At 50.4% G+C, this 22294-nt stretch carries 22 protein-coding genes; 12 read left to right on the forward strand and 10 right to left on the reverse strand.

All coding sequences use genetic code 11. The features are described from left to right. Positions 1 to 40 precede the first annotated feature (40 nt). Complete coding sequence (locus ACM1PF_RS25215; protein WP_416668362.1) at positions 41 to 2179, forward strand: ABC transporter ATP-binding protein; 2139 nt, start codon at positions 41 to 43, stop codon at positions 2177 to 2179. On the opposite strand, the gene ACM1PF_RS25220 is transcribed toward ACM1PF_RS25215, so the two are convergent. The 3 genes from ACM1PF_RS25220 to ACM1PF_RS25230 are packed head-to-tail and all read right to left on the reverse strand — an operon-like array spanning position 2120 to position 3833. Beyond that, positions 2120 to 2899 (reverse strand): ABC transporter permease, encoded by a 780-nt coding sequence (locus ACM1PF_RS25220; RefSeq protein WP_416668365.1) that lies wholly within the window; start codon positions 2897 to 2899, stop codon positions 2120 to 2122. The genes ACM1PF_RS25215 and ACM1PF_RS25220 overlap by 60 nt on opposite strands. Next, on the reverse strand, positions 2896 to 3342 hold the full coding sequence (locus ACM1PF_RS25225) for a hypothetical protein (protein ID WP_416668368.1): 447 nt from the start codon (positions 3340 to 3342) through the stop codon (positions 2896 to 2898). Before ACM1PF_RS25225 ends, ACM1PF_RS25220 begins: the two co-directional genes overlap by 4 nt. A 14-nt stretch (positions 3343 to 3356) precedes the next feature. Continuing rightward, the gene (locus ACM1PF_RS25230; RefSeq protein ID WP_416668371.1) at positions 3357 to 3833 is read right to left on the reverse strand and encodes an ATP-binding cassette domain-containing protein; all 477 of its coding nucleotides are present in this window, start codon (positions 3831 to 3833) and stop codon (positions 3357 to 3359) included. A 508-nt stretch (positions 3834 to 4341) separates the two neighbouring features. On the opposite strand from ACM1PF_RS25230, the gene ACM1PF_RS25235 reads away from it, so the two are divergent. Together ACM1PF_RS25235 and mazG are read left to right on the forward strand one after the other, a co-directional pair. Beyond that, positions 4342 to 4482: a hypothetical protein gene (locus ACM1PF_RS25235; RefSeq protein WP_416668374.1), complete on the forward strand. Its 141-nt coding sequence runs from the start codon at positions 4342 to 4344 to the stop codon at positions 4480 to 4482. Continuing rightward, positions 4463 to 5314 (forward strand): nucleoside triphosphate pyrophosphohydrolase, encoded by an 852-nt coding sequence (gene mazG / locus ACM1PF_RS25240; RefSeq protein WP_416668376.1) that lies wholly within the window; start codon positions 4463 to 4465, stop codon positions 5312 to 5314. Before ACM1PF_RS25235 ends, mazG begins: the two co-directional genes overlap by 20 nt. Before the next feature lie 25 nt (positions 5315 to 5339). Here mazG and ACM1PF_RS25245 read toward each other — a convergent pair whose 3' ends face one another. Together ACM1PF_RS25245 and ACM1PF_RS25250 are read right to left on the reverse strand one after the other, a co-directional pair. Beyond that, entirely contained in the window at positions 5340 to 5984 is a 645-nt protein-coding gene (locus ACM1PF_RS25245) for a histidine phosphatase family protein (RefSeq protein WP_416668379.1), read from the reverse strand. Between the two features lie 186 nt (positions 5985 to 6170). Next, positions 6171 to 8318: a putative bifunctional diguanylate cyclase/phosphodiesterase gene (locus ACM1PF_RS25250; protein WP_416668382.1), complete on the reverse strand. Its 2148-nt coding sequence runs from the start codon at positions 8316 to 8318 to the stop codon at positions 6171 to 6173. Between the two features lie 869 nt (positions 8319 to 9187). Here ACM1PF_RS25250 and ACM1PF_RS25255 point away from each other — a divergent pair. The 3 genes from ACM1PF_RS25255 to ACM1PF_RS25265 all read left to right on the forward strand — a co-directional run bounded on the left by ACM1PF_RS25255 (position 9188) and on the right by ACM1PF_RS25265 (position 11771). Further along, entirely contained in the window at positions 9188 to 9913 is a 726-nt protein-coding gene (locus ACM1PF_RS25255; RefSeq protein ID WP_416668384.1) for a pyridoxine 5'-phosphate synthase, read from the forward strand. Between the two features lie 97 nt (positions 9914 to 10010). Then, positions 10011 to 10340 carry an MgPME-cyclase complex family protein gene (locus tag ACM1PF_RS25260; protein ID WP_416668387.1) on the forward strand — a complete coding sequence of 110 codons (330 nt, stop codon included), beginning with the start codon at positions 10011 to 10013 and terminating at the stop codon, positions 10338 to 10340. 516 nt (positions 10341 to 10856) lie between these two features. After that, entirely contained in the window at positions 10857 to 11771 is a 915-nt protein-coding gene (locus ACM1PF_RS25265; protein ID WP_416668389.1) for a hypothetical protein, read from the forward strand. 82 nt (positions 11772 to 11853) lie between these two features. On the opposite strand, the gene ACM1PF_RS25270 is transcribed toward ACM1PF_RS25265, so the two are convergent. Together ACM1PF_RS25270 and ACM1PF_RS25275 are read right to left on the reverse strand one after the other, a co-directional pair. After that, positions 11854 to 12963, reverse strand: coding sequence for an AI-2E family transporter (locus ACM1PF_RS25270; RefSeq protein ID WP_416668392.1), 1110 nt, complete (start codon positions 12961 to 12963; stop codon positions 11854 to 11856). A gap of 92 nt (positions 12964 to 13055) precedes the next feature. After that, positions 13056 to 14204, reverse strand: a complete 1149-nt coding sequence (locus ACM1PF_RS25275) for a tetratricopeptide repeat protein (protein ID WP_416668395.1) — start codon at positions 14202 to 14204, stop codon at positions 13056 to 13058. 37 nt (positions 14205 to 14241) lie between these two features. Here ACM1PF_RS25275 and ACM1PF_RS25280 point away from each other — a divergent pair, with 37 nt between their 5' ends. From ACM1PF_RS25280 to ACM1PF_RS25305, 6 genes are all read left to right on the forward strand, one after another. Continuing rightward, the gene (locus ACM1PF_RS25280) at positions 14242 to 14574 is read left to right on the forward strand and encodes a YbjQ family protein (RefSeq protein ID WP_416668398.1); all 333 of its coding nucleotides are present in this window, start codon (positions 14242 to 14244) and stop codon (positions 14572 to 14574) included. Positions 14575 to 14870: 296 nt separating this feature from the next. After that, positions 14871 to 15344, forward strand: coding sequence for a phycobilisome protein (locus ACM1PF_RS25285; protein WP_416668400.1), 474 nt, complete (start codon positions 14871 to 14873; stop codon positions 15342 to 15344). A 98-nt stretch (positions 15345 to 15442) separates the two neighbouring features. Further along, positions 15443 to 16168 carry a phycobilisome rod-core linker polypeptide gene (locus ACM1PF_RS25290; RefSeq protein WP_416668403.1) on the forward strand — a complete coding sequence of 242 codons (726 nt, stop codon included), beginning with the start codon at positions 15443 to 15445 and terminating at the stop codon, positions 16166 to 16168. 193 nt (positions 16169 to 16361) lie between these two features. Then, positions 16362 to 16877 (forward strand): hypothetical protein, encoded by a 516-nt coding sequence (locus tag ACM1PF_RS25295; protein ID WP_416668405.1) that lies wholly within the window; start codon positions 16362 to 16364, stop codon positions 16875 to 16877. Positions 16878 to 17047: 170 nt separating this feature from the next. Next, on the forward strand, positions 17048 to 18205 hold the full coding sequence (gene tal / locus ACM1PF_RS25300; RefSeq protein WP_416668407.1) for a transaldolase: 1158 nt from the start codon (positions 17048 to 17050) through the stop codon (positions 18203 to 18205). A gap of 294 nt (positions 18206 to 18499) precedes the next feature. After that, a complete protein-coding gene (locus tag ACM1PF_RS25305) occupies positions 18500 to 19414 on the forward strand; it encodes a YihY/virulence factor BrkB family protein (protein WP_416668409.1) in 915 nt (304 codons plus the stop codon). Between the two features lie 47 nt (positions 19415 to 19461). Here the strand turns inward: ACM1PF_RS25305 and ACM1PF_RS25310 are convergent, their stop codons facing one another. The 3 genes from ACM1PF_RS25310 to ACM1PF_RS25320 form a co-directional block, all read right to left on the reverse strand. Beyond that, positions 19462 to 20061 (reverse strand): hypothetical protein, encoded by a 600-nt coding sequence (locus ACM1PF_RS25310; RefSeq protein ID WP_416668413.1) that lies wholly within the window; start codon positions 20059 to 20061, stop codon positions 19462 to 19464. A 288-nt stretch (positions 20062 to 20349) separates the two neighbouring features. After that, positions 20350 to 20628, reverse strand: a complete 279-nt coding sequence (locus ACM1PF_RS25315; RefSeq protein WP_416668416.1) for a hypothetical protein — start codon at positions 20626 to 20628, stop codon at positions 20350 to 20352. Then, entirely contained in the window at positions 20625 to 22238 is a 1614-nt protein-coding gene (locus tag ACM1PF_RS25320; protein WP_416668417.1) for a tetratricopeptide repeat protein, read from the reverse strand. The genes ACM1PF_RS25315 and ACM1PF_RS25320 overlap by 4 nt, the downstream gene beginning before the upstream one ends. Positions 22239 to 22294: the final 56 nt, after the last annotated feature.

The raw sequence follows: 22294 nt of genomic DNA on the forward strand, positions 1-22294 counted from the left end.
ATCTAGTGATCCCGGTTGTCCTGATTATCCCGGTTGTCGTATGTCGCCTTCCAACAAGCTGCTGCTTCGTCTTGCTCTCCGCTATCCCGTTCACATTGTGGTGAACATTCTCCTGGGGTTTTCTGGCGCACTATTTAACGGGGTAAGTACGGCTCTGATTGTGCCTGTGTTTATGAGTATGCTGGGGCAAGATGCGGTGTTGGCATCGGGCCCACCGATGATGCGTCAATTTTTGGACTTGTTTGATGGCATTCCGGCAGAGCAAAGACTTTTGGCAATGGCGGCAGTCATCATTGGATTCATTGTCCTGAAAAATCTTGCTGTTTATGCCAGTAATTTAGCTTCCAATGCGCTGGGGCGGAAGCTCACCTCTGACTTGCAGGAGGAAGGGATCAAGCTCTTGCTGGATGTGGATCTGGATTATTTCACTCAAGCCAAAGCAGGCGATTTGATGAATCGGCTAGGCGGTGAAATGAACCGGGCCAGTACGACCATCAGTACAGGGATTAGTTTGGTGATTACTGTCATCACCATTTTTGTATTTGTGGGATTGCTGGTTTGGACTTCCTGGCAGTTAACGATCGCCGCCACACTGTTGCTGCCCATTTCTCCCCTGATCAGTCAATTTCTGATTGCAAAAGCCAGGCATTTTGGCAAGCGCATCACCCATATTAATCAGGACTACTCCGGGCGTTTGATTGAAATTTTTGCCGGAATTCGGCTGGTTAAAGCGGCTGCTACTGAACAACAAGAATTCGTTCATCTCAGGCGATTGATCCGCGATCGAGAGCGGTTGGAATTTCAATCTCGCATGGCCGCGCTGGCCCTTGCCCCCCTGAGCGAAATCACCAGTATCTGTGCTCTGTTTTTATTGGTGTTATTGGGTCGAATATTATTCGCTAACCAAATTGATGCTTTCTCCACCGTTCTGCTGACCTATATCGTTTTGTTGTTCCGGCTTTTACCCTTTGTGGCCCAACTCAACGGCCACCGGGAAAACATTGCCCGCTCGGCGGCTTCAGTGGATATTGTCTACGACTTGATGCGATCGGATAACAAACACTTTATGGCGGGTGGGTCTATCCCTTACACCCCGATTTGTCAGGAAATTCGCTTTGAACAGGTTGAGTTTCGTTACCCTGGTAGTTCTGATCTGGTGCTGCGGCAGATTAATCTGACGATTCCCAAGGGGACAACTCTGGCGTTGGTTGGATCATCAGGAGCGGGAAAAACAACCTTAGTGGATTTGCTGCCGCGCTTTTATGACCCGACCCAAGGCAGCATCAAAATTGACGGCATCGATCTGCGCGAGTTTGACCTGAAGACACTGCGGCGATCGATGGGCATTGTCAGTCAGGATACTTTTTTGTTCAACGACACTATCCGCAACAACATTGCCTATGGTTGTCCCCATGTCACGAATGCCGATGTTGAAGATGCGGTTCAACGGGCGAATGCCCACGAGTTTATTCAACGGCTGCCGGAAGGACTGGATACAATGATTGGCGATCGGGGGGTGATGCTGTCGGGGGGACAACGGCAGCGAATTGCCATTGCTCGGGCCCTGTTGCGCAATCCTGAAATTCTGATTCTGGATGAAGCCACCAGTGCATTAGATACCGTATCTGAGCGATTAGTCCAGCAGGCATTGGATGATTTGAGCCGGGAACGAACGACGTTAGTGATTGCCCATCGCCTCTCAACGGTGCAAAAAGCCCATCAAATTGCGGTGCTCGATCGCGGGCAAGTGGTGGAACTGGGAACCCATCAGGAGTTGTTGCAGAAAAATGGGCTATACAGCCGTCTTCATGCAATGCAGTTTGCGGATACACCTCAGCCCCGTCATCAGGAACAGCAAGACCAAACTGAAATTTTGACCCAAGCCTCCTACGAGTTTCGATCGCACCTTAATGCCATGATCGGTTCCCTGAGCCTGTTGGCAGATGCAACGATGAATCCGTCCGAAGAACAAAGTGAACTGGTGGAAGAAGCCTATCGATCGGCGACTGAGCTGTTCAAAACGGTCAAATATCTGGAGGATCGCTATCGGGGGTTGGTGCGATCGAATTCTAAGCATGAACTCTCCACACATTTTAACGGCCCTGAAACTCAGGACAACCTACTTGACCAGATGCGGATAAATCCGACGCGCCGCCAGAATGGCAAAAACCACCAATAACCCAACTAACCAGAGCAGACTCAACCACCACAGCGACGGCAAGCCCAGGTTCCACCGCAGCAAATCCACCAGAGAAGCAAGGGGTAAAACCGAGGCAACTTGACCCAGCAGGGGCGGTAGAGTACTGCGGGGAAAGTAGGTGCCGCATAGGGTAAACATGGGAATGATGAACAAAAAGATGGGAATATTGACCTGATCAATCTGGCGAACCGATCCGGCCGTAAACAAACCCATTGCCCCAAATAGCAGACTGCCCAGCAGCATAATCGGCAGCGAAAACAGCAAATTCCACCCCGAATACAATCCCCAGATGACGGCAATCAGTCCTGTCAAAGTGCCAGCAATCATGCCCTTGGTGGTAGCCCAGAGCCAGTCACCAACAAAAACATCGGTAAAGCTGAGGGGGGCGGTGAGTAAGGCTTGCCAGGTTTTCTGGAAGTTGAGCCGAATAAAGCTGGCGTAGGCTCCCTCAAAAAAGGACTGAAACAGCACCCCGATCGCGATCATGGCGGGGGCAATAAACTCCAGGTAGGGCACCGTTTGTCCCAGATAGGGTACATCGCCGACGAGGGGGGTCAGTCCGTAGCCAAAGGCGATCAGGTAGACCACGGGTTCAGACAGAGGGGGCAAACAGTTTACCAGCCAGGTACGCTGATACACCTTGGCGTGGCGATGCCAGACGGAATAGACTCCCCAAAACGTTAAGGATGGTGATTTCATTGCAATACTTTCCCCGTAAGGTGCAGGAATACATCTTCTAAATTGGCGCGGCGGCGGGTCAGGCGTTGGGGCTGGAGGGAGCCAAGCTGTTCCCACAGGAGCGATCGCTGGGTCGGTAGTGCAACCACATATCCATCGCCAAAAGGGCGATACCAGGTATCTGCCTGGCGCGTTAAACCTTGCAGTTGCAATTCATCAATCCCAGCAATTTCAACGACTTCATCCCCGACCGTACGCTCGATTAACTCCTCAGGCGTACCCTGGTCGATCACCTGTCCCTGTAATAGCAGGAGCAGTCGATCGCACAATCGTTGCGCCTCATCCATATAGTGTGTCGTCAACAACACACTACAGCCCTGCTGCTTCAGGCTGCTGACCAGCTTCCAAAACTCCTGGCGGGCATCCGGATCGAGTCCAGTGGTTGGCTCATCCAGAAACACCACCTGGGGAGAGTTGATTAAGGCCCGGCCAGCACCAGTCGGCGTTTCATCCCACCGGATAGCTCATCCACTGAATGACGGGCATAGTCCTGTAAATTGACCCGTTCCAATAGTTCGCTGGCCCGTTGGCGAGCCGCTCGACCCAAAATTCGATAATGGTGGGCAAAGTGAATCAAGTTTTCCATCACCGAAAAGTCGGGATCCAGATTATCTTCCTGGGTGACAATTCCCATCCGGCGACGGGCCAACCGACCATTACTTTGCACCTGCGTTGAACCCAGTTTGACAAACCCGCGAGTGGGCTTCACCGCACCGTACAGCATGCCAACGATCGTAGTTTTTCCAGCTCCATTGGGGCCCAGCAAGCCCAAAATTTCACCCGGTTGGAGGGTAAAATCAACCCCCTGTACCACGGGATGGGTGCCGTATAGTTTCCATAGATCGTAAGCAACCAGTGCTGGCTTTTCGGTTGCTACAGTATTTGAAATGAGCATAATTGTTCCAGGTCATAGAGTTCAGCAGGATATTGGCCCAGGTGGCAAGGCTAGAACCGATCAGGACAGTCAGGGTTGTTGTCATCCGGTGATGGCTTGAGAGCAAAGCTTGTTCTCCTTGATTAATCTGTACCGATCAATCCATGCTTGTTCTCCTTGATCGATTCATCTCGATCAATTCATCAACCCGTAGTGATCAACCCATTTGATCAACTCGTGATGATTAACCCATCTGATCAATCCATCTGATCAATCCATCTGATCAATCCATCGCTATACCAGCCCTAGCTGCAAAGTACTGGAATTTTCGATCGCCGTAATCACTCTTTCAGGCAATTTCATTTCTGCAATCCCGTCCTTGAGCCATCCCATCCTACAGTTATACTACAATATACTACATAAAAATGGGCGATCGTCGTTGTCCGAGGGTCAGCGTGTAGGGGTTAAAATCCAGACGATCGGATGTAATGAGCAGTGGTTGATGCGCCTTGATCAAGGTTGATGCGTTATGTTTTTAGTGCATTATGTTTACAGCGATCGCTGGTGGGCGGTGCTTAACCTATCCATCAATCGCTCAATCGCTACAACTGCTTCCGCCTTCCGCCTTCCCTCTACCCTACTCTCCCTCTATGACTCTCTCTTCCTCTGATGCGGCTCCCTTGCAACCGACCCTGACTGCCTTACAACAGTTGATTGAGGTAGTGGCGCAACTGCGATCGCCCGATGGAGGCTGTCCCTGGGATCTGGAGCAAACGCCCGAAACGTTGATTCCTTATGTCATTGAAGAAGCCTACGAAGTGGTGGATGCGATTCGGCAGGGAAATCAGGCGGCCATTGCCGATGAATTGGGAGATTTATTGCTGCAAGTGGTCTTACAGGCGCAGATTGCCCGTGAATCTGGTCAGTTTGATTTGGCTAATGTGGCGATCGGCATTACTGAAAAACTGATCCGACGACATCCCCATGTGTTTGGAGAAGTCAATGTAGATAGCGTGGATCAGGTGAAGCAAAACTGGGAGGATATCAAAGCGGGTGAAGAGAAGGCAAAGGGGGAAATTACCTCAGAGCAACATTTGACTCCGCGTTTGCAGCGCTATGCTCGATCGCTCCCTCCATTGTCAGCCGCGATGAAAATTTCTCGAAAGGCGGCAGCGGTAGGGTTTGAGTGGGAAAATGTGGATGGGGTGTGGGAAAAGTTTCACGAAGAATTGGGAGAATTTGAGCAAGCCCTTCAGGCGGAAACTAAAGCAGAACAGCAGGCGGAGTTAGGCGATTTACTTTTCACCATCGTTAACCTGGCCCGATGGTATGACCTGGATCCAGAAGCCGCTTTACACAGTACCAATCAACGCTTTATCCAACGGTTTGAACTGGTGGAAGGGGTCGCCGATCGATCGCTGGCGGATTATTCTTTGGAGGAATTGGAACAGCTCTGGCAAACTGCAAAGGCGAAGTTAGCGAATCAGCGATCGGCAGATTAGCGAATTCAGAAATCCCCTGCTCACTCTACTGGAGATGGGAAGTTATGATCTCACTGAACCGGATTTCAGACGCATTAAGTTCATATTTGAGAATGGCTCCATTTGGCAAACGAAACGATCCAATGAAGGATTGAAACTGCTGCATTGCTTTCGGTGTAATCAAATTCTCACTCAGTTCTCCGTTCATTAAAGACAACCACAACACCGCTCGAATGAATCGCTCATGACTAAATATCCCCACAAATTTATCCTCAAGCTGGATTAGCTGCGATCGCACCGACTGCACCCGATCGATAAACATCGCAAATGATTCTGCTCCTTCTCCATCAATGTGAAACGGATCCTGCCGTTGCCAGTAAATTTCCACCATCGGACGACGTTCATGGGTTGTCGTGTTTTGATAGCGTTCCGGCGACAAAAAGGTAAACTCCTGCACCCTCCACTCCGCTTGCGGGACTGAGGGAAATCGCTCGATCGTAGGTTCGGCTGTTTGCTGGGTACGGAGATAGGGTGAGGTGACAATCAGTGATGGAGCCTGGGGGAACAGTGCAGCAATGCTCTGAGCCTGTTCATGTCCGGTTGCAGTCAGCCGAGTCGTAGCCGGATTGGTCGTAGGTAAGCCCGCATTGGCTTCACTTTCTGCATGACGGATAAACCAAACAATTGCCATTCATTTATAGGTAGCTATGGTCAGAGTTAAGCATATCATTGGAAGGCAGAGGGCAGAGGGCGGAAGATGGAAGACGGAAGACGAAAAATGGAAGATGGAAGATGGAAAATAAAAGAACAGTCGATCGCCAATTCTGTCTACAACTTCAAGCCGTTGGATCATCTGCATCAGGTTGAAACTTCTGACTCAAAAGATGGGTAATTGCATCTGCATCCAGCGGTTGGAAAAGAAAAATCCCTGACCATACTCACACTCCATTTCTAACAAACAAGCCGCTTGTTCAGCCGTTTCCACCCCCTCAGCCGTGACATTCATTCCCAAGTTGTAGGCAAGTAGATGAATGGTACGCACAATCTCCAAGCAATCTTTACCAAAACCAATATTGCTCACAAACGATCGATCAATTTTGATGGTATTGACCGGAAATCGGGTCAGATAACTTAAGGAAGAATAACCTGTGCCAAAGTCATCGATCGCCAGTTGGACTCCCAGCCTGCGAATTTCGTGCAGCATTGAAACGATCGAAGCTGCATTTTCCATGATCATACTTTCAGTAATTTCTAGCTTCAGGTTGCTCCCCTCTAGCTCCGTTTCTTCTAAAATTTGTTCGATATAGCGAGGCAATCCAACCATTGCAAACTGCTGGCTGGACAAATTCACATTGATCGTTAAATCAACCGTATCGGCAAAGGCAAGCTGCCATTTTCGCATCTGACGGCAGGCCGATCGCAACACCCACCAGCTCATCGGCACAATCAGACCTGTTTCCTCTGCCATTGAAATAAACTTGTGGGGGGGTAAGGTTCCCTGTTCTGGATGTTGCCACCGCACCAGTGCCTCAAACCCAGAGATTTCACCTGTTTTTAGTTTGACGATCGGTTGATAGAGCAGTTGTAGTTCATCAGAACAATTAGAGGCTTCCTGGGCAATCACCCGCCTGAAGTCATTTTCCAGCAGCAGTTTAACCACCATTTGTGTCCGCATGGATTGTTCAAACACCTCATACCTGGCTCGTCCGAAAGCCTTAGCTCGATGCATGGCAGTGTCCGCATCACGGAGTAAATGTTCAGGGTCAGCGTACTGGGTTGAACTGAGGGCAATGCCAATACTCAGCGTCAAAAACACCTCTCGCTCGTCAAGCTTAAACGGTAGTGCGAGTATCTGCTGAATGCGTTCTGCAAGCTGAGTTGCATCTCGAACGTCTTGAATGTGGTCGAGCAAAACCCCAAACTCATCTCCACCAATCCGAGCGAGAATGTCCCGATCGGGCAAGAAAGCACGAAGCCGCTGCGCCACAGCAACCAATAACCGATCGCCAATGCCTCCTCCCAGACTATTGTTGATTAGCTCAAAGCTGTCAATATCTAACCAGAGCACCGCAAAGGCAGACTTGGATTGGGACTGAATTCGATCGATCGATCGTTGCAAATATTGGGAAAATCCAGAGCGATTGGGCAGTCCGGTCAGCTTGTCGCAGAAAGCACTGCGGCGTAAATGTTCCTCCGCCTTTTTATGTAGCGTGATGTTAATCTGTGAACCCACAATGCGCTCGGCTCGTCCATTGGCATTCCGAACGGCTACCCCTCGCCCCAACATCCAACAGTAGAAGCCATCTTGATGCCTTAATCGATACTCCTGCTCCAGGCGTTGAGTTTGTCCCTGAAGATGAGCAGCGATCGCAGCTTCAAGAACGGTTAAATCTTCTGGATGAACCCGATCCAGCCAGACCTGTGGAGGCTCTACCCGCGCTTCTGTTGTACTGCCAATCATGTGGAACCACTCTGCTGAGAAATAGATGCGATCGGTGTTTAAATTCCAATCCCACATTCCTTCGTTGAACTCTTCTGCAATCAGAGCGTAGCGTTCTTGATTTTGGTGAAGTGCAATCCAGGTATGAATACCCTTAGTCAGGGCGATCGCCACACCATTCAACCCCAAAAACAGCATAGGGGTAATGACGGGCAGTGGATAACCGAGTTGAGAAATCTGTACGCTCAAATATCCCCAACTCACACACAGAAGCCCCCATCCCCCCATTTCATAGAGGAGCGGACAACGCGGCAGCAGTAAAAGCCCTCCGCTGATTCCACCCAATATCAGCAAAACCAGAGATAGTCCCTTTATCAAAGAAATGGTTGGCAGAGACAGCAGAAATTGATTCATCAACGTTTCCAACTGTTGAGAAACTCCGAAGCTAGCCAAGCTTAATACTGCCAGGGATACAATTAAGACAGAAACAAAGCGGTACCACATTTCAGAAACAAAGCACCGTTGGTAAGCATTCACCAAAACCTGCTGTATCCGACTGTAGTAATCGTCAGATAAAGTCTTCATAAATTAAAACTCAGACCGAGTCCATAGAGGGCAGATGCACACGTATTGATGGAAGTGAAACGATTTAGTTTTCTCGATGCAGATCGGCAAATGGTTCTGAAAACATGGGGGAATACTTCATCTTGAGGATGAATCGATCGAAAGCAAGGTACTTCCCCCTACCTGTTAGTTTTACCAAACCAGGGGGGAAGGCTATGCCTGCATTTCTATAAAATCATCCTGCAATTCGGCAACTTCAGACAAATCTCACCCTGTAAAATTCACCCTAAAAAAACGATACTCAGAAGCACGAATAAATGTCATGGGTTTCGGAATAATCAGCAGACAAAATTTATCTGCGATGCTCCCCACCCAATGACGGTTCCCATCCCATGCCAACATAACCCGATCGCCGTCAAACAGGACAATGGCTCATTAATCAGTTTTCGATAGACATCAAACAGGGTTTTAATGCAACGGTGGTACATCCCCTCCCAGGGGATAGACCAGCAAATTTTTCATCAAAGATGAAACGGAGACGCTCAAAGATTTGCCCGTTCTGAACACCACGGTATGTTGAACGGACTACGTTTAGGTAGTCGGACGCACTGATTCAGGTTTGGCTCAAATTAAGCAATGCGATCGTTTATGCTTCCCTTCTCCATTCATCTTGCCATTGAAAGATTGGCAAGCGCGTAGGTTGGATTACAAAGCGCAATATTTTGAATTACAAAACGCAATATCCATAGCCGAACCCCGTCGCGCTATTCGCCAGGTCAAACCAACCGCGAATAATGAGGTTATTGCTTCTTGATTCACTCAGCCATCGCAAACTCTGGACATCGGGTTAAGATCTAAGGCGGAAACCTACTGGTAGAGGAGAATTAGGATTGCCTACGCTGGGTGTCAATATCGACCATGTAGCAACAATTCGACAGGCGCGGCGTACCGTTGAACCCGATCCGATCGCGGCGGCCGTTTTGGCAGAATTGGCCGGAGCCGATGGAATCACGGTGCATTTACGGGAGGATCGCCGACACATTCAAGACCGGGATGTGCGTCTGCTCAGGCAAACGGTGCGGACTCATCTCAACCTGGAAATGGCGGCGACGGATGAGATGGTGCAGATTGCCCTGGAGATTCGCCCTGACTATGTGACGTTAGTTCCAGAACGACGGGAAGAAGTCACCACGGAGGGTGGTTTAGATGTGGCAGGACAGCTCGATCGCATGAAGCAGGTGGTTGGATCCCTGCAAGGGGCAGAGATTCCCGTCAGTCTGTTTATTGATGCTGATGAACCCCAAATTCAGGCCGCCATCGCTACAAGGGCCCGATTCATCGAACTGCATACGGGTTCCTATGCTGAAGCCAGTACTGAGTCCAGCCAAACTAAGGAGCTAGAAATTTTAGCGGCAGGGTGTGAACAGGCTCTTGCGGGGGGGCTGCGCGTGAATGCCGGTCATGGATTAACCTATTGGAATGTTCAGTCGATCGCTCGTCTCCCTGGTATGGAAGAATTAAATATTGGGCATACCATCATCAGCCGTGCCGTCCTGGTGGGGATGGAACGGGCGGTGCGAGAGATGAAACAGGCGATTGTGGGGGCTTCCCTCTGAATCTGTGCTGATCGGTGGGGACTCATCTCCCTAAAGACTCGCCAAATGCCCGCCAAAAACCCGTTGAAAACACACTTAAAACTTAACGTTCCACACCATGAAAACTTACTACTATGCGCTAGCCAGCAAAGCTTTTCTGATTGATGAAGAGCCGATCGAAGAAGTGCTGAAGGAGCGTGTTCGGTATTACCAGGAGCAGGAGAAAGAAATCGACTTTTGGCTGGTTCAGCAACCTGCTTTTCTGGAGGCTCCAGAACTGGCAACCGTTAAGGAAAAATGTCCTCAACCTGCGGCAGCCATCATTTCTACTAATCAGTCATTTATCACCTGGCTGAAGCTACGGCTGGAATATGTCGCAGTGGGAGAATTTCAGGCTCCCTCAGAAAGCATCCCTGAGCCGATCGCATCGTTGGCGGCGGTTGGCTAGGCAGGGCTGGATTCAGGGCGTAGACAAAACCTCAGTCGATCGCAAACCCAGTTTAGATCCCCCCTAGCCCTCCTTGAAAAAGGGGGAACCGTTCGCGGAGCGTGTGCGTAGCACAAACCGAAAAAGGCTTGAAGTCCCCCTTTTCAAGGGGGATTTAGGGGGATCAACCCCAGGGTTTACTGTGAAACGAACCCATTTAGGTCTACTGAACCTGGCTGATAACCTGACTGAGCTACAAAGGAGCCTTAACCCACCCCTAACCCCTCCCAAGAGGGGAAAGTTGGCGAAATCTCTAGCTAGGCAAAGAACTCCTAAAACTCTCCTGCTGGGAGGGGCAGGGGTGGGCAGAATTCCTCCTTGGTAACGCGGGTATCTTGCCTGGACTAGATGACGTGCAGACATCTTAACCTGCGAGTAACATAGGGCAGACATCTGGCTGACCAGCGATCGGAGGTTCGGAATGGGAAGGATGGATTTGATTCAGGTCATTGGCTTTGGGGTATGAGGAGGAGAGTGATGCGCTTATCTATAGGGCTACGATCGATCATGAAGGCAGCAGTGGGTTCCGTGATGCTATCGAGCGCAGGGATTGGGATTGCCTTACCCGGAATGGCACAGGCACTGCCCGCTTGTGAACCGCCCAGAGCGAGTGAATATTTGCTGCTGGTGCTGAACCAATCCGCTGACACAGCAACCCAGCTCACAGAACTATTGCCCGAAAATGCCGCGATTTCTACCTGTGACTATCTCGATGAGAGCGTGGTGCGCGTCGGGGGCTTTGCCAGTGCTGAAATTGCCAATGCCTGGGCCCAGTATGTCAACGATATGGCAGGACTACAGGCGTTTGTGGCCTTCCCTACGGCAACTGCTGCGATCGCCACCACTCCTACCCCAGAAGGCTCCTTCCCACCGGAGGCTGCTCCAGCAACTGAGCCATCCCCTGCTCCCGATCTAACGGCTGCCCCTGCTCCAGACAACGCCGACGCGGCCAGCAGTTTTCCCTCGCCAACTCAGCTTCCTGAAAGCAGCCCCTCGCCTGAACCAGAATCCCAACCCAGCCCAGATGGGTTCCCCTCGCCAACGCAGCTTCCAGCCCCCCAACCCGTCGCCCCCAACACTGCCGCTGCTCCGACTGCTGCTCCGACTGCAAGTCAGGGCTACAATCCCCAACCCCTGGGAGATGGATATGCGGTTTTGGTGAACTATTTCAACCGTCCAGAGGTGGCAGCCGATGTGCGTCAGGTCACGGCCCAATCCGTTGGGTTAGTTGCCTACGAACAAAATCCATTCCTGCTAGCAGCCCACACTTCAGACTCAGCCGCCGCCACCGCAGTGTTAGAAACATTGAGGGAACGGGGTTTTACAGCGATCGTGGTCGATAGCCGCAGAACGATTCTGCTGATTCCCTTTGTTCTGGGAACTGGAGAATAGAATTCATTACCTTCTACGGGCGCATGCAATGCGCCTCTACGTTCTATTTCCTCTACGGGCGCATGCAATGCGCCCCTACTTCCTACTCCCCACTCCCCACAACCTGACCACTGCTCGATTCAGCCGATTCACTGGGAACCAGAACCCGTGGTGCCCCAAACCGGGAGGCGCGGATGGTGTCGAAGGTGGCTTTGATGAAGCTGGCGATCGGCACAGCAATCACCAGTCCTAAGGCTCCACCCAGCTTTAAGCCCAGATCCAGGGAAATCAACATCCAAATGGGATTCAGTCCAGTCAGTTCACCGACAATGCGGGGAGCCAGGATATTTTCAATGATCTGGTTAATAATCACTGCTACGATCAGGACTTTGAACCCCAGCCAAAAGTTCTGTAATGCCAGCAGGAGGCTCACGGCCAGGATGGTGACAGTCCCCCCAAAGGGAATCAAAGTGGCTACCCCAATTCCGATGCCAAATAGCTGCGGTAAGGGAATTCTGAGGATCACTAAAGCGGTGGTTTGCACCAGACTGACGATCGTGGCCATCGTCACCTGACCCGCAATGTATCGCTCAAAGTTAAGCGGCAAGGATTGCCGGATTTGCAGATTCCACTGGGACGGAAACCAGCCCAAAATTCCTGTCCACAAGCTTTCCCCCCGAATTACCAGGAAGATCGTGAAAACCAGCGTCAGGAAAATATTTACCACACTGCCGATCGCCCCAAACACAATGTTGAAGGCTTGACTGGTGAGATAGCGCAACCCACTGGTGAGCCGAGCTACCAATTGGTTGATTGTTGTGCTGATATCAATGGGCAACTGCTGGGCGATCGCCCAATCCTCCAGGCTGACTAACTGCTGTTGACCGGACTTAATCCATTCTGGAAGTTTGGTCAGTAGCTCATTCGCCTGACGCAAAATCAGGGGAAACAGGAAAATACCCAGAACCACCAAAATCAGCAGGAATAGTAACAGCACCAGACCGACCGCAATACTTCGGCTTACGCCCCGCTGCATTAAGAACCGGATGGGATAATCCAGCAGAAAGGCAATGAGCGTCGCTGTGATCAGAATGCTAAGAAGAGGCTGTAACTCCTGCGCCAGAACCAGCAGGAGCCAACCATTGAGGAAAATGACTGGAAAAACCAGTCCCCAGCTAAACAGCCGGGGCAATTTACTAAGCGACTGAAGCATTATTGAAACGACTCATTCTACGTTGAGTGTACTACAGCCAACTTGAATACAGCTTTTGCCGGAATACAGCCTTGGGATGATCACTGAGCTGACTAAAGCGCATCCAGGGCTTCTTCAGTTCTGGCAATACCCTCAGCGTTATCCTGTTGCTGATAGAGTCCAAGCGCCGTTTGTAGCGAACTGATCGCTTCCGAATTGCGCCGTCGTCCCTTCAAGGCTAAACCGAGATAGTAGTGGGCATCGGCATTCTCCGGAGCTAGGCGCACCAATTCCCGGTAGGAAACGATCGCCTGCACATATTCTTCCCGCTCCAGGTAAATTTGCCCCAGTAACGCATGGGCTTCCCGCAGATTGGGTTGCACGGAAACCGCCCGTCGATACTGCTGAAGTGCTGCCGCTTCATCTCCCTGGGCCCGGTAAATATCGCCAATTTGCAGGAAAATCAGTCCATTGCGAGGTTCCAATTCTGCGGCCCGCTGTAAAGCCTGCATTCCTGCCTGCGTATCTCCTAAATTCAAGAGTGCTACCCCTAAATTCAGTTGAATACTGCCACGACGGGGAGCCAACCGCGCGGCTTCTCGGAGGGAATTTGCCGCCAATTCATACTGCCCTTGCTGAATGTACACCGCCCCAATAAACTCGTGCCCCTGAACATCATTGGGGCGTTGGCGCAGCACCTCCCGGTAGGCTTCCAGTGCCCCCGCGTAATCTTCCTGACGTGCCAGGACGACACCCAGCCCCACATGGGCTTCCACATTATCACGGTTGAGCTGAATCGAGCGGCGATAGGCCTCTGCTGCCCCTGCATAATCTTGTAGGTTTGCCCGGCTGTAGCCCAGAGCATAGTAAAAGTCAGCATTATCATTTTCCAGAGCAATTGCCTGCTGGTACGCCTCTACCGCCGCCTGATAGTTGCTCTGCCTTGCTTCCAGAAACCCGATCGCCGAAAAAATTCGGGCATTACTCGGTTCCAGCGATGCCGCCTGCTGGTAAATGGCCACCGCTTCCGCCAGATTGCCAGAATCCACCAGGTCACGCCCTTGCTGTAGGAGTTCTGCCAGGCGATCGTCGGTATTGGGGGGATTCTGGGCTACCTGCCAGGCATTGATTGGCTGAGGGTCACGAACCGACTGGGCCCGGGCTGGAGCAGGAACACCAAATGCTAGCCCTCCTACCATTAGCAGGCTGATGGACAACAATGCTTTTTTACTCACGGTCAACGGGAGGAGTGATAATGTCATCTAGGGTAACTGTACAAGTTTTGTGTGAGAACAATAGATGATTCTATCAACAACTGATGTCCTTCAAGGGGCCGATATCGAGGCTTACCTGGGTGTGGTAACGGCTGAGGTCGTTTATGGAACCAATGCCCTCCGAGATTTTTTCGCAGGGATCCGCGACATCATCGGGGGACGCACGGCCAGCTATGAGCGGGTATTTGAGCGGGGTCAAAAGGATGCCCTGGCAGAATTGGAGCAACGCGCAGCGCGGCTGGGAGCCAATGCGGTGATTGGGATTGAGATCGACACGGGAACGGTGAACGTTGATCAGTCAGGTGCATTGCTGTTGATTACGGCGACTGGAACGGCGGTGAGGGTAAGGGGACGCTAAAGAGCGAAGGGTGAAGTGGCTTTGGGGTGGGGGCGAAACTCATGGGAGTAAGGAGTAACGTTAAGAAATGTTGCAAAGTGTTTAAAAGCGCGTCGAATTGGTGAGTCAAATTTTGCGGTAGGGCACTCTGAGAAGTAAGAAATTAAATCTGACGATCGGTCAGGGGCGGGGAACTCAATACCTGGAGAGATCCCATTGATAGGGGTTTGTCGCTAAACCCCACCCCCGAAAAGTTGGATCTTGTTAATTTTGTATTTTTCAGTCGCCTTGCTCTTCTCATGGATGGTTCTACCGCTATGCACACTCTTAACCGCACTCTAGAAGAAAAAATATTGGAAGCAGATGGTCGCTATATGGATGCTCAGGCATTGCGATCGTTTGAACAGTATGCCCACAGCTACGCCGCGCGGCTGGAAACCTACCAAAATCTTGCATCTAAGAGCCATGCCATTATTGTTCAATCCTTGCGCAAGCTGGCTCAATCCCATCCTGATCTGGTTCAAAAGCATGGACAACGCTGCCAGTATGACATGACGGAAGTGGTGCGTTACATTGCCCTTTCCATCCTGCGGGATGATGAAATTTTCTTCAAAGAGCAAATGCTGTCCTGGTTGGATACGATTCTGATTGCGCACAAGAAGCACGATCACTGTGCCACTGCCTATCGTTACCTGCTGGATGAGATCAACGCTAACTTGCCCCCCTCCAATAGCACCTTGCTCCGTCCTTACCTGGACACCGTTATCACCACGCTACAATCCCATGCTTGAGCTGAATTGTGAGCTGAATTGTGACTAGTTAAGACTTGCCTTTCGATTCCCCCACTCCCTCGCCCCCTTGCCATCTATCCACACCAGAGGAAAGTTTTATGGAATCGCCTCAATCGATTACTGTCAGCCGCAAATCCTCCCTAGAAGAGCGGCGCGTGGCGTTGTATCGCATTTACCAGCAAGTGCTGGAGCGGCAACCCTACTGTTACGAACGTCAGACGATCGCCAAAGCTGAAAAGGATTTTTTGGCGGATAAAATTGGGGTGCGCCGTTTTCTTAAGGAATTGGGGCATTCAGAAGTTTACCTCAATGCCTTTTATATGGGTGCATCAAACCTGAAGTTTTTAGAATGGTGCTTCAAGCACTTCATGGGTCGTGCGCCTGTGGATCAGGAGGAAATTCGCCACTACTGCGATATTTTGATGAAGAAGGGCGTACAAGCAGTCATCACAGCCATTTTGGATTCAGAAGAATATCGCAAGGTGTTTGGCTGCTTTACTGTGCCCTATGCGCGGGAGCAACGGCATTACCTTTCACCCAGGGCGTATTTAGAAACACAAATCCTCAACCATGAATACATTGAGCAACGGGGTCATGTGGTGCCGACCATGTACTGGCATGAGTTGGGATTAAACTGCGATGCGGGAGTGTGCCGCCATCCTGAAGCCCATGAGGTGCTTGAACCTGTTTCTGAAACGGGAGAAATGCTGGAAATGGAGTTGTTAGAGTTCCTCAAATCCCTGGATGCGGCCAGGGCCAGGGAAGTGATTGCAACACTCTCTCAAAAGCAAAAGGATGCGCTAAGGAAAGCGATCCATCGGTAATCCGGGTGGGTGGGTAGCCTTGCGACGGCTCGTTTCAGGCTCGCCAAACTCCGAGTGCTCAAGCCGCGGGTTTTCCCACCCAATCAAAAAAATTATTCGTCAGTGAAACAAGCTCACCTCAAGATAGACGCGATCGCCGGGGGTAATTCGCTAGGGTAGAAACAATCCCTGGGAAATCACTTGGTTGACTCTAATGAATTATCTGGTCGCAGTTTTATCCGATCGCATACAGGCAGAAGCCGCTTACTCAGCCCTGGAGCAAGCTGAACTTTCCGCAGGTCAAATTACCGTTTTAGGTCGGGGATATCAGTCTGCCGACGAATTTGGCTTAATTGATCCCAATCAGGAGGCCGCCAAACGATCGCAGCGGTTAGCTTTTTGGTTAATTCCCTTCGGGTTTGTCGCGGGATATTTGTTTAATGCGCTGACGGCGATCGAAATTTTTGCCTGGGCAGGCAGCATCGGGAATCACATCATTGGCGGACTTCTAGGAGCAGCTTCGGGAGCCTTAGGTGCGCTGTTTGTGGGTGGGGCTGTGGGTTGGACGATAGGGAGTGGAGATGCTTTACCGTATCGCAACCGACTGAACGCCGGAAAATATTTAATTGTAGTGGAAGGGAATGACGCTTTAATTCACCGAGCCACTCAAATCTTACGTCAGTTTGAGCCTGAGAATCTGCAAGGTTACGCCGAACCTGCTGGTGTGTAGCGAAGAAGCGCAGGATTGCGCTACGCACATGATTTGATGCGGCAGTTGAGACTGATGGTTTAGATTGACGGTGTTTAGATTGACGTTCGCCAGGTTGTTATCCCAGTTTTTGCCCTCATAAAACTTTTTGTATTAGCAGTTGTTGAACTGAATTAGGAGAAGGAAATTTTATGGCTACTAATCCACTCCTTAAGCTGAAGGAAGCCGGACAAAGTGTCTGGATGGATCACCTCGATCGCGGCATTATTGAATCGGGTGAATTGAAACAAATGATCTCTGAACAGGGGATCGCTGGAATTACGTCCAACCCAGCAATTTTTCAGAAGGCAATTTCTGGCAGTGATTTGTATAATCCCGTGATCGAAGAGGGGATTAAAGATGGCAAATCGCCCCAGGAAATTTACGAAATGCTGATTTTTGAAGATATCCGCAATGCCTGTGATATTTTCCGTTCAGTATACGATGAAACAAGCGGACTGGATGGTTACGTCAGCATCGAAGTTTCACCGCACCTGTCCCGTGATACAGAAGCGACTTTAAATGAAGCAAGACGGTTCTACAAAGCGATCGGGCGTGAGAATGTCATGATTAAGATTCCGGGAACCCCAGAAGGATTTCCGGCAGTCGAACAGGCGATCGCAGAAGGTATCAATGTCAACATCACATTACTCTTTTCAGTAGACAGCTACTTGCACGCTGCTGAGGCTTACATTCGAGGCTTAGAGCGCCGGGTTAAAGAGGGTAAACCGATCGATAAGTTAGCTTCAGTCGCCAGCTTCTTCCTCAGTCGGATTGACACGAATATAGACGATCGGTTGGACAATCTTCTCCAGAAAGTTGGAATCGAAACCCTGAACGATGAAGCGCAACTGAGCCAAATTAAAGGAAAGATTGCGATCGCCAATGCTAAGATTGCCTATCAGGAATTTAAGAAACTGACTGCAAGCGATCGATGGAAAGCACTAGCGGCAAAAGGTGCGAATGTTCAGCGATTGCTGTGGGCCAGTACCAGCACCAAGAATCCTGACTATAGCGATGTCATGTACGTCGATGAGTTAGTGGGACAGGATACGGTGAATACTTTACCGCCCAATACCATTGAAGCCTGCGCCGATCATTGCAGTATCTCTGGAAATCAGATTGAATCCGATGTAGAAGCAGCCTACCAACTGATCGAAAGCTTGAAGGAACCAGAGGTCGGCATTGAGCTGGATCAGGTTATGGATGAACTGCTGGAAGAAGGCATTGATAAGTTTGTCCAACCCTTTGATTCTTTGATGAAGTCGATGGAAGAGAAGGTCGATCGATTAGCTGCTTCGCGGGCGTAGGTCATCGAAGCATTGAGGTTACATTTTCATTAATGTCCATCGGATGTTAATTGGTTAAACACGAATAAAGTTCGATCGCATTACGAAGGCGTGGAGAAGGTCAGGTATCCAACTGGCAATTCTCTACGCTTTTCCCTTTTCCTGGTTTTTCTAACTGATTGCATTGCGATCGCTGTCCCTAAATTTCTGGGCTTTCCCCTTTTAGATAGATGAGGCTTTTCAAGGATTTCGTCAATATTCTACTGAGAAGGTTTGCAGCCTTTTACAGTATTTGAATCACAGGGGCAAAGATTAATGGTCAAGCGAGGCATTCGAGAATTTTGGCGATTGTGTAAAGCGACCTTCTCTGAGGTGCAATACAATCAGATTTCGCTACTCTCCTCCTCGTTGGCCTACTACACCGTATTTTCAATTCCGCCCCTTATGGCTCTGGTCGTCATGGTGGTCGGTGCCATTTTTGGAGAAGCGGCAACCCAGGGTGAGATTGTCGGGCAACTGGAAGGCATTGTGGGAGATGGCCCCGCCCAGGTAATTGAATCGGCGATCGTTAATATGCGGGAGGATCAGGAAGGCAATCCCCTGCGGCTGGCCTTTAGTCTAGGTTTGCTGGTATTTGGTGCATCGGGGGTGTTTTTTCAAATTCAAAACTCGCTCGATCGCATCTGGCACGTCAAACCAGAACCCAGACGGCATCTCTTTCATTTCATGCGGAAGCGGTTGTTGTCCTTTGCCATGATTCTGGTCATCGCATTTCTCTTAGTGATCACATTTGTGGCAAACGCGGCCTTGGCAACTGCCGTCAATATTATTAGTGATGCTTTACCGGCACAATTTCAGGTGTGGCAGATTCTCAGCTTTCTGTTCTCCCTGATCGTGCTCACCACCTTATTTGCCTCCATCTATGCCATACTGCCCGATGCCAGGGTGGTTTGGCGGGATGCGTATGTGGGGGCAACGGTCAACACAGTGTTGTTTATGTTAGGACAGTTGGTCTTCAGTCAGGTGATTAGCCGTACCGGATTCGGCTCTGCCTACGGGATTGCCGGTTCATTCATCATTTTGATTACCTGGATTTACTATGCGGCCCATATCCTGCTAATCGGTGCAGAATTCACCAAGGTCTATGCGGACAGACACGGTTCCCCGATCGTCCCTGAAGAATACGCAGTCTCTACCGATCCTCCAGTCGATCATCAGACTGAACGCTAAACTAAACAACATTCCCACCATTAACTTCATACCGTCTGAAGTAAATTTTATTCGCACATTGCAAAGATTACCCTGAGCAGACCCAGGACAACCCCAATCGTTTGAATTGAATACAGATTCGTTTCCTGGACTGTGCCAGCCAAGTCAAGCCGATAGAACTTCCACCCTTCACCATTGGTGACGATACCGAATATATCGATCGCCCTGCCAATCTGTTGGTTACTCCACTGACAAGCGGCCATTTCGACTAAACATTGAGCTAGCCCTTGCTCAAAATCGTCTTTTTTGGCTTCCATAATGCAGAGGAAAGGCGTGTAGAGGTAATCCCGATCTTCTGCGACTAAGTAATCCACATAGCCACCCACAGTATCGGTTTCGAGATTTGCTCCCTTCCAAATTTTCAGATGGTTGAACCCTTCAATCCCTTCCTCCAAAATGGCATCAATCAAGAGTTTTTTGGATTCCTCAGAGGCTCTCAGATCAAACCGCTGTAATTTCTCTAACCGTTGTTTGAAAAAATTGCTGGGGGCAACCGCTTCTATCTCAATTGTCCACGGTGTTAATTTGGTCAGGTGAAGGTGCTGAAACGCTTCTGCGACGCTGAAGCCAGAGAATTTCTGTTTTTTCGGTTTAGATTTAAACGACATTTTCCTTTCCCTCTCTTGCGCTTAATTGCTCTTAGGAATGCAAATTGAATCATCTGGAATTCTTGTGGGGTGAGCAGCGTTTCGACTGGGCTTAAGCCGAAGACTTTCCCGCACAGTCAACAACGTAAAACGCTTTACAGGTTATTTAATCCATGATCCTTAGCTCTCAATTGCTCTTAACTGTCAGTTGTCCGCAGCCCTGAGCGGTTGTTCTCAATGGATGTATCCTCATTTTGCATTGGATCACAACTATCACACCGATAGACAAGATGCCTGCGTTACGGCAGGTCAACCGGATGTTTCTCTGTATTGCGTCAACAGTTGCGGCAGGTGATCATAGCCATCCACACCAATCACCTTGATCAGCGTCGATCGCCCCTGAGCTTTGGCCTGTTGAAAGGCTTCATCCCCCATTTGACCCTGGAGAATGGTGAGCAATCCGGCGGCCTGTCGCCATTCCACCGCCTGAATTTGTTCCAGCAAGTACATTCCCAAACAGGCGACACAAACCGCCGCTTCCCGATGTCCCAGGGCGTAGTGCGCCTCAGCAAGATAGCTGTAGTTCAACCCCTGAAGATAGACATCGCCTGAAAACTGAGCCGCCTGGGCCCCTGCTCCAGATAGCGAATTGCCTCCTGGGGTTGTTCCAATAGGACGTAGGCAATGCCAAGGCTGTTGTAGCAAAGGGACTGGCTCTGCCGATCGCCCAACCGTTCTGCTAAGTTCAACCCTTGCTGAAGATAGTGAATCGACATTTCGTAGTCGGGTTCTGGGCGATCGAGTTGGCGGGCTGAAAGCACCTCACTGTATCCCAAATTGGTTAACGCATTAGCTTCCCCCTGCCGATCGCCAGACTGCCGGGAAAGTACCAACGCCCGCTGGCTATGACGAATCGCTGCTTCGTAGTTTTTCTGCGTGGCGTAAATGCGGCTGAGGTGGTTTAAATTTGCCACTTCACAAACCTGATCTTCCGCCGTTTGGGCAATCTCTAGAGCCTGTTGATGGAAGGCAATGGCCCGATCGTACTGACCTAACGCTCGATGGGAATAGCCAATTAAGGTGAGAATTCTGGACTTCTCCTGAGTCCCCGGCACCTGCCGCAGGGGCGCATCCAGATAGGACAGGGCATCCTGGAGATAGTTCCCAGACAGCAACGCGAACACGCCACCGTAGAGGGGAAAGTAGGACTGCTGGGAAAACTGCCGCAGGATTTGCAACATCACATGAAAGCATCCCTGGATCAGTCGGGGGCGATCGTCTGCCTGGACACTGGCTTGCTCAAAGCCGATCGATAGCTGACTCCACAGCACCGCAAAGGTTAGAAAGGTAGCAACCGACTGTTTGGTGCCCCACTTCGAGTCATAGGGCTGTTTCTCAAACCAGGTGATCAATCCTCGCTGGAGGTACTGAAACAAAATCACGAGTTCAACAAATTCCTCGATCCCGATCGTGCCCTGGTGAGCCACGACATCAACGATCGAACGTCCCTCGGCGATCGCTGCAAAGATTCCCCTGGGTAAAGCCTGATTCACCTGCCGGGCCCATAGCTTCCACGGACCCCACTGGGAGGGTGTCCCCTCAAACCCGATCGAGCTAGGGACTTCATAAACCCACTGAATTAAATAGGGTTCAAGCTCCTGTACGGCCTTGAGTCCATTGCGAATTCCTACCGCTATCTGCTGCACATCCGCCGGGAGTTCAGTTTCAGCAGTGGAGCTAGTTTGAGCCACCAGCGATTGCGCCAATCCCTTGAGGCGATCGAAGGTAATCCCCTGGGGCCGGTTTGGATCAACCCAATCTAGCCAGATCGACAGCCGTTCTCCCGCATCCGCTGCCATCAAGGCCTGGGTTGCTGCCGTAACTGCCTGATTTCCCCCCTGAACCTTTTGATACCGCTCCCATTCCCCCTGAATGGCTTGCAGGGCCCGCAGGATACGGCTGGCCTTGGCTTGCTTCAGTTCATCTCCTTGATCAAGCTGAACCTGCGTCTCATCCAATCGGGATTGCAGGCAACGCTCAAACATTTCCCCGCTTCCCGCTGGCACATCCTGTACCAATAGTTGATAGATCTGTTCCTTCGATCGCAATTGTCCTTTCAGCGTGATCTGGACAATGTGATCAATTAGATGCAGATGCCGATCGCGCTCGGAGGGGGTAGGAGTCGATGAGTCTGACATAAGCGGTTATGGGGATAAGGCGACAAAACTTGTCCTCAATTATAGAGATTGTGCGT

It is taken from the genome of Egbenema bharatensis FJBBOT/2019 (assembly GCF_048077055.1).
Lineage (GTDB): Bacteria > Cyanobacteriota > Cyanobacteriia > Elainellales > Elainellaceae > Egbenema > Egbenema bharatensis.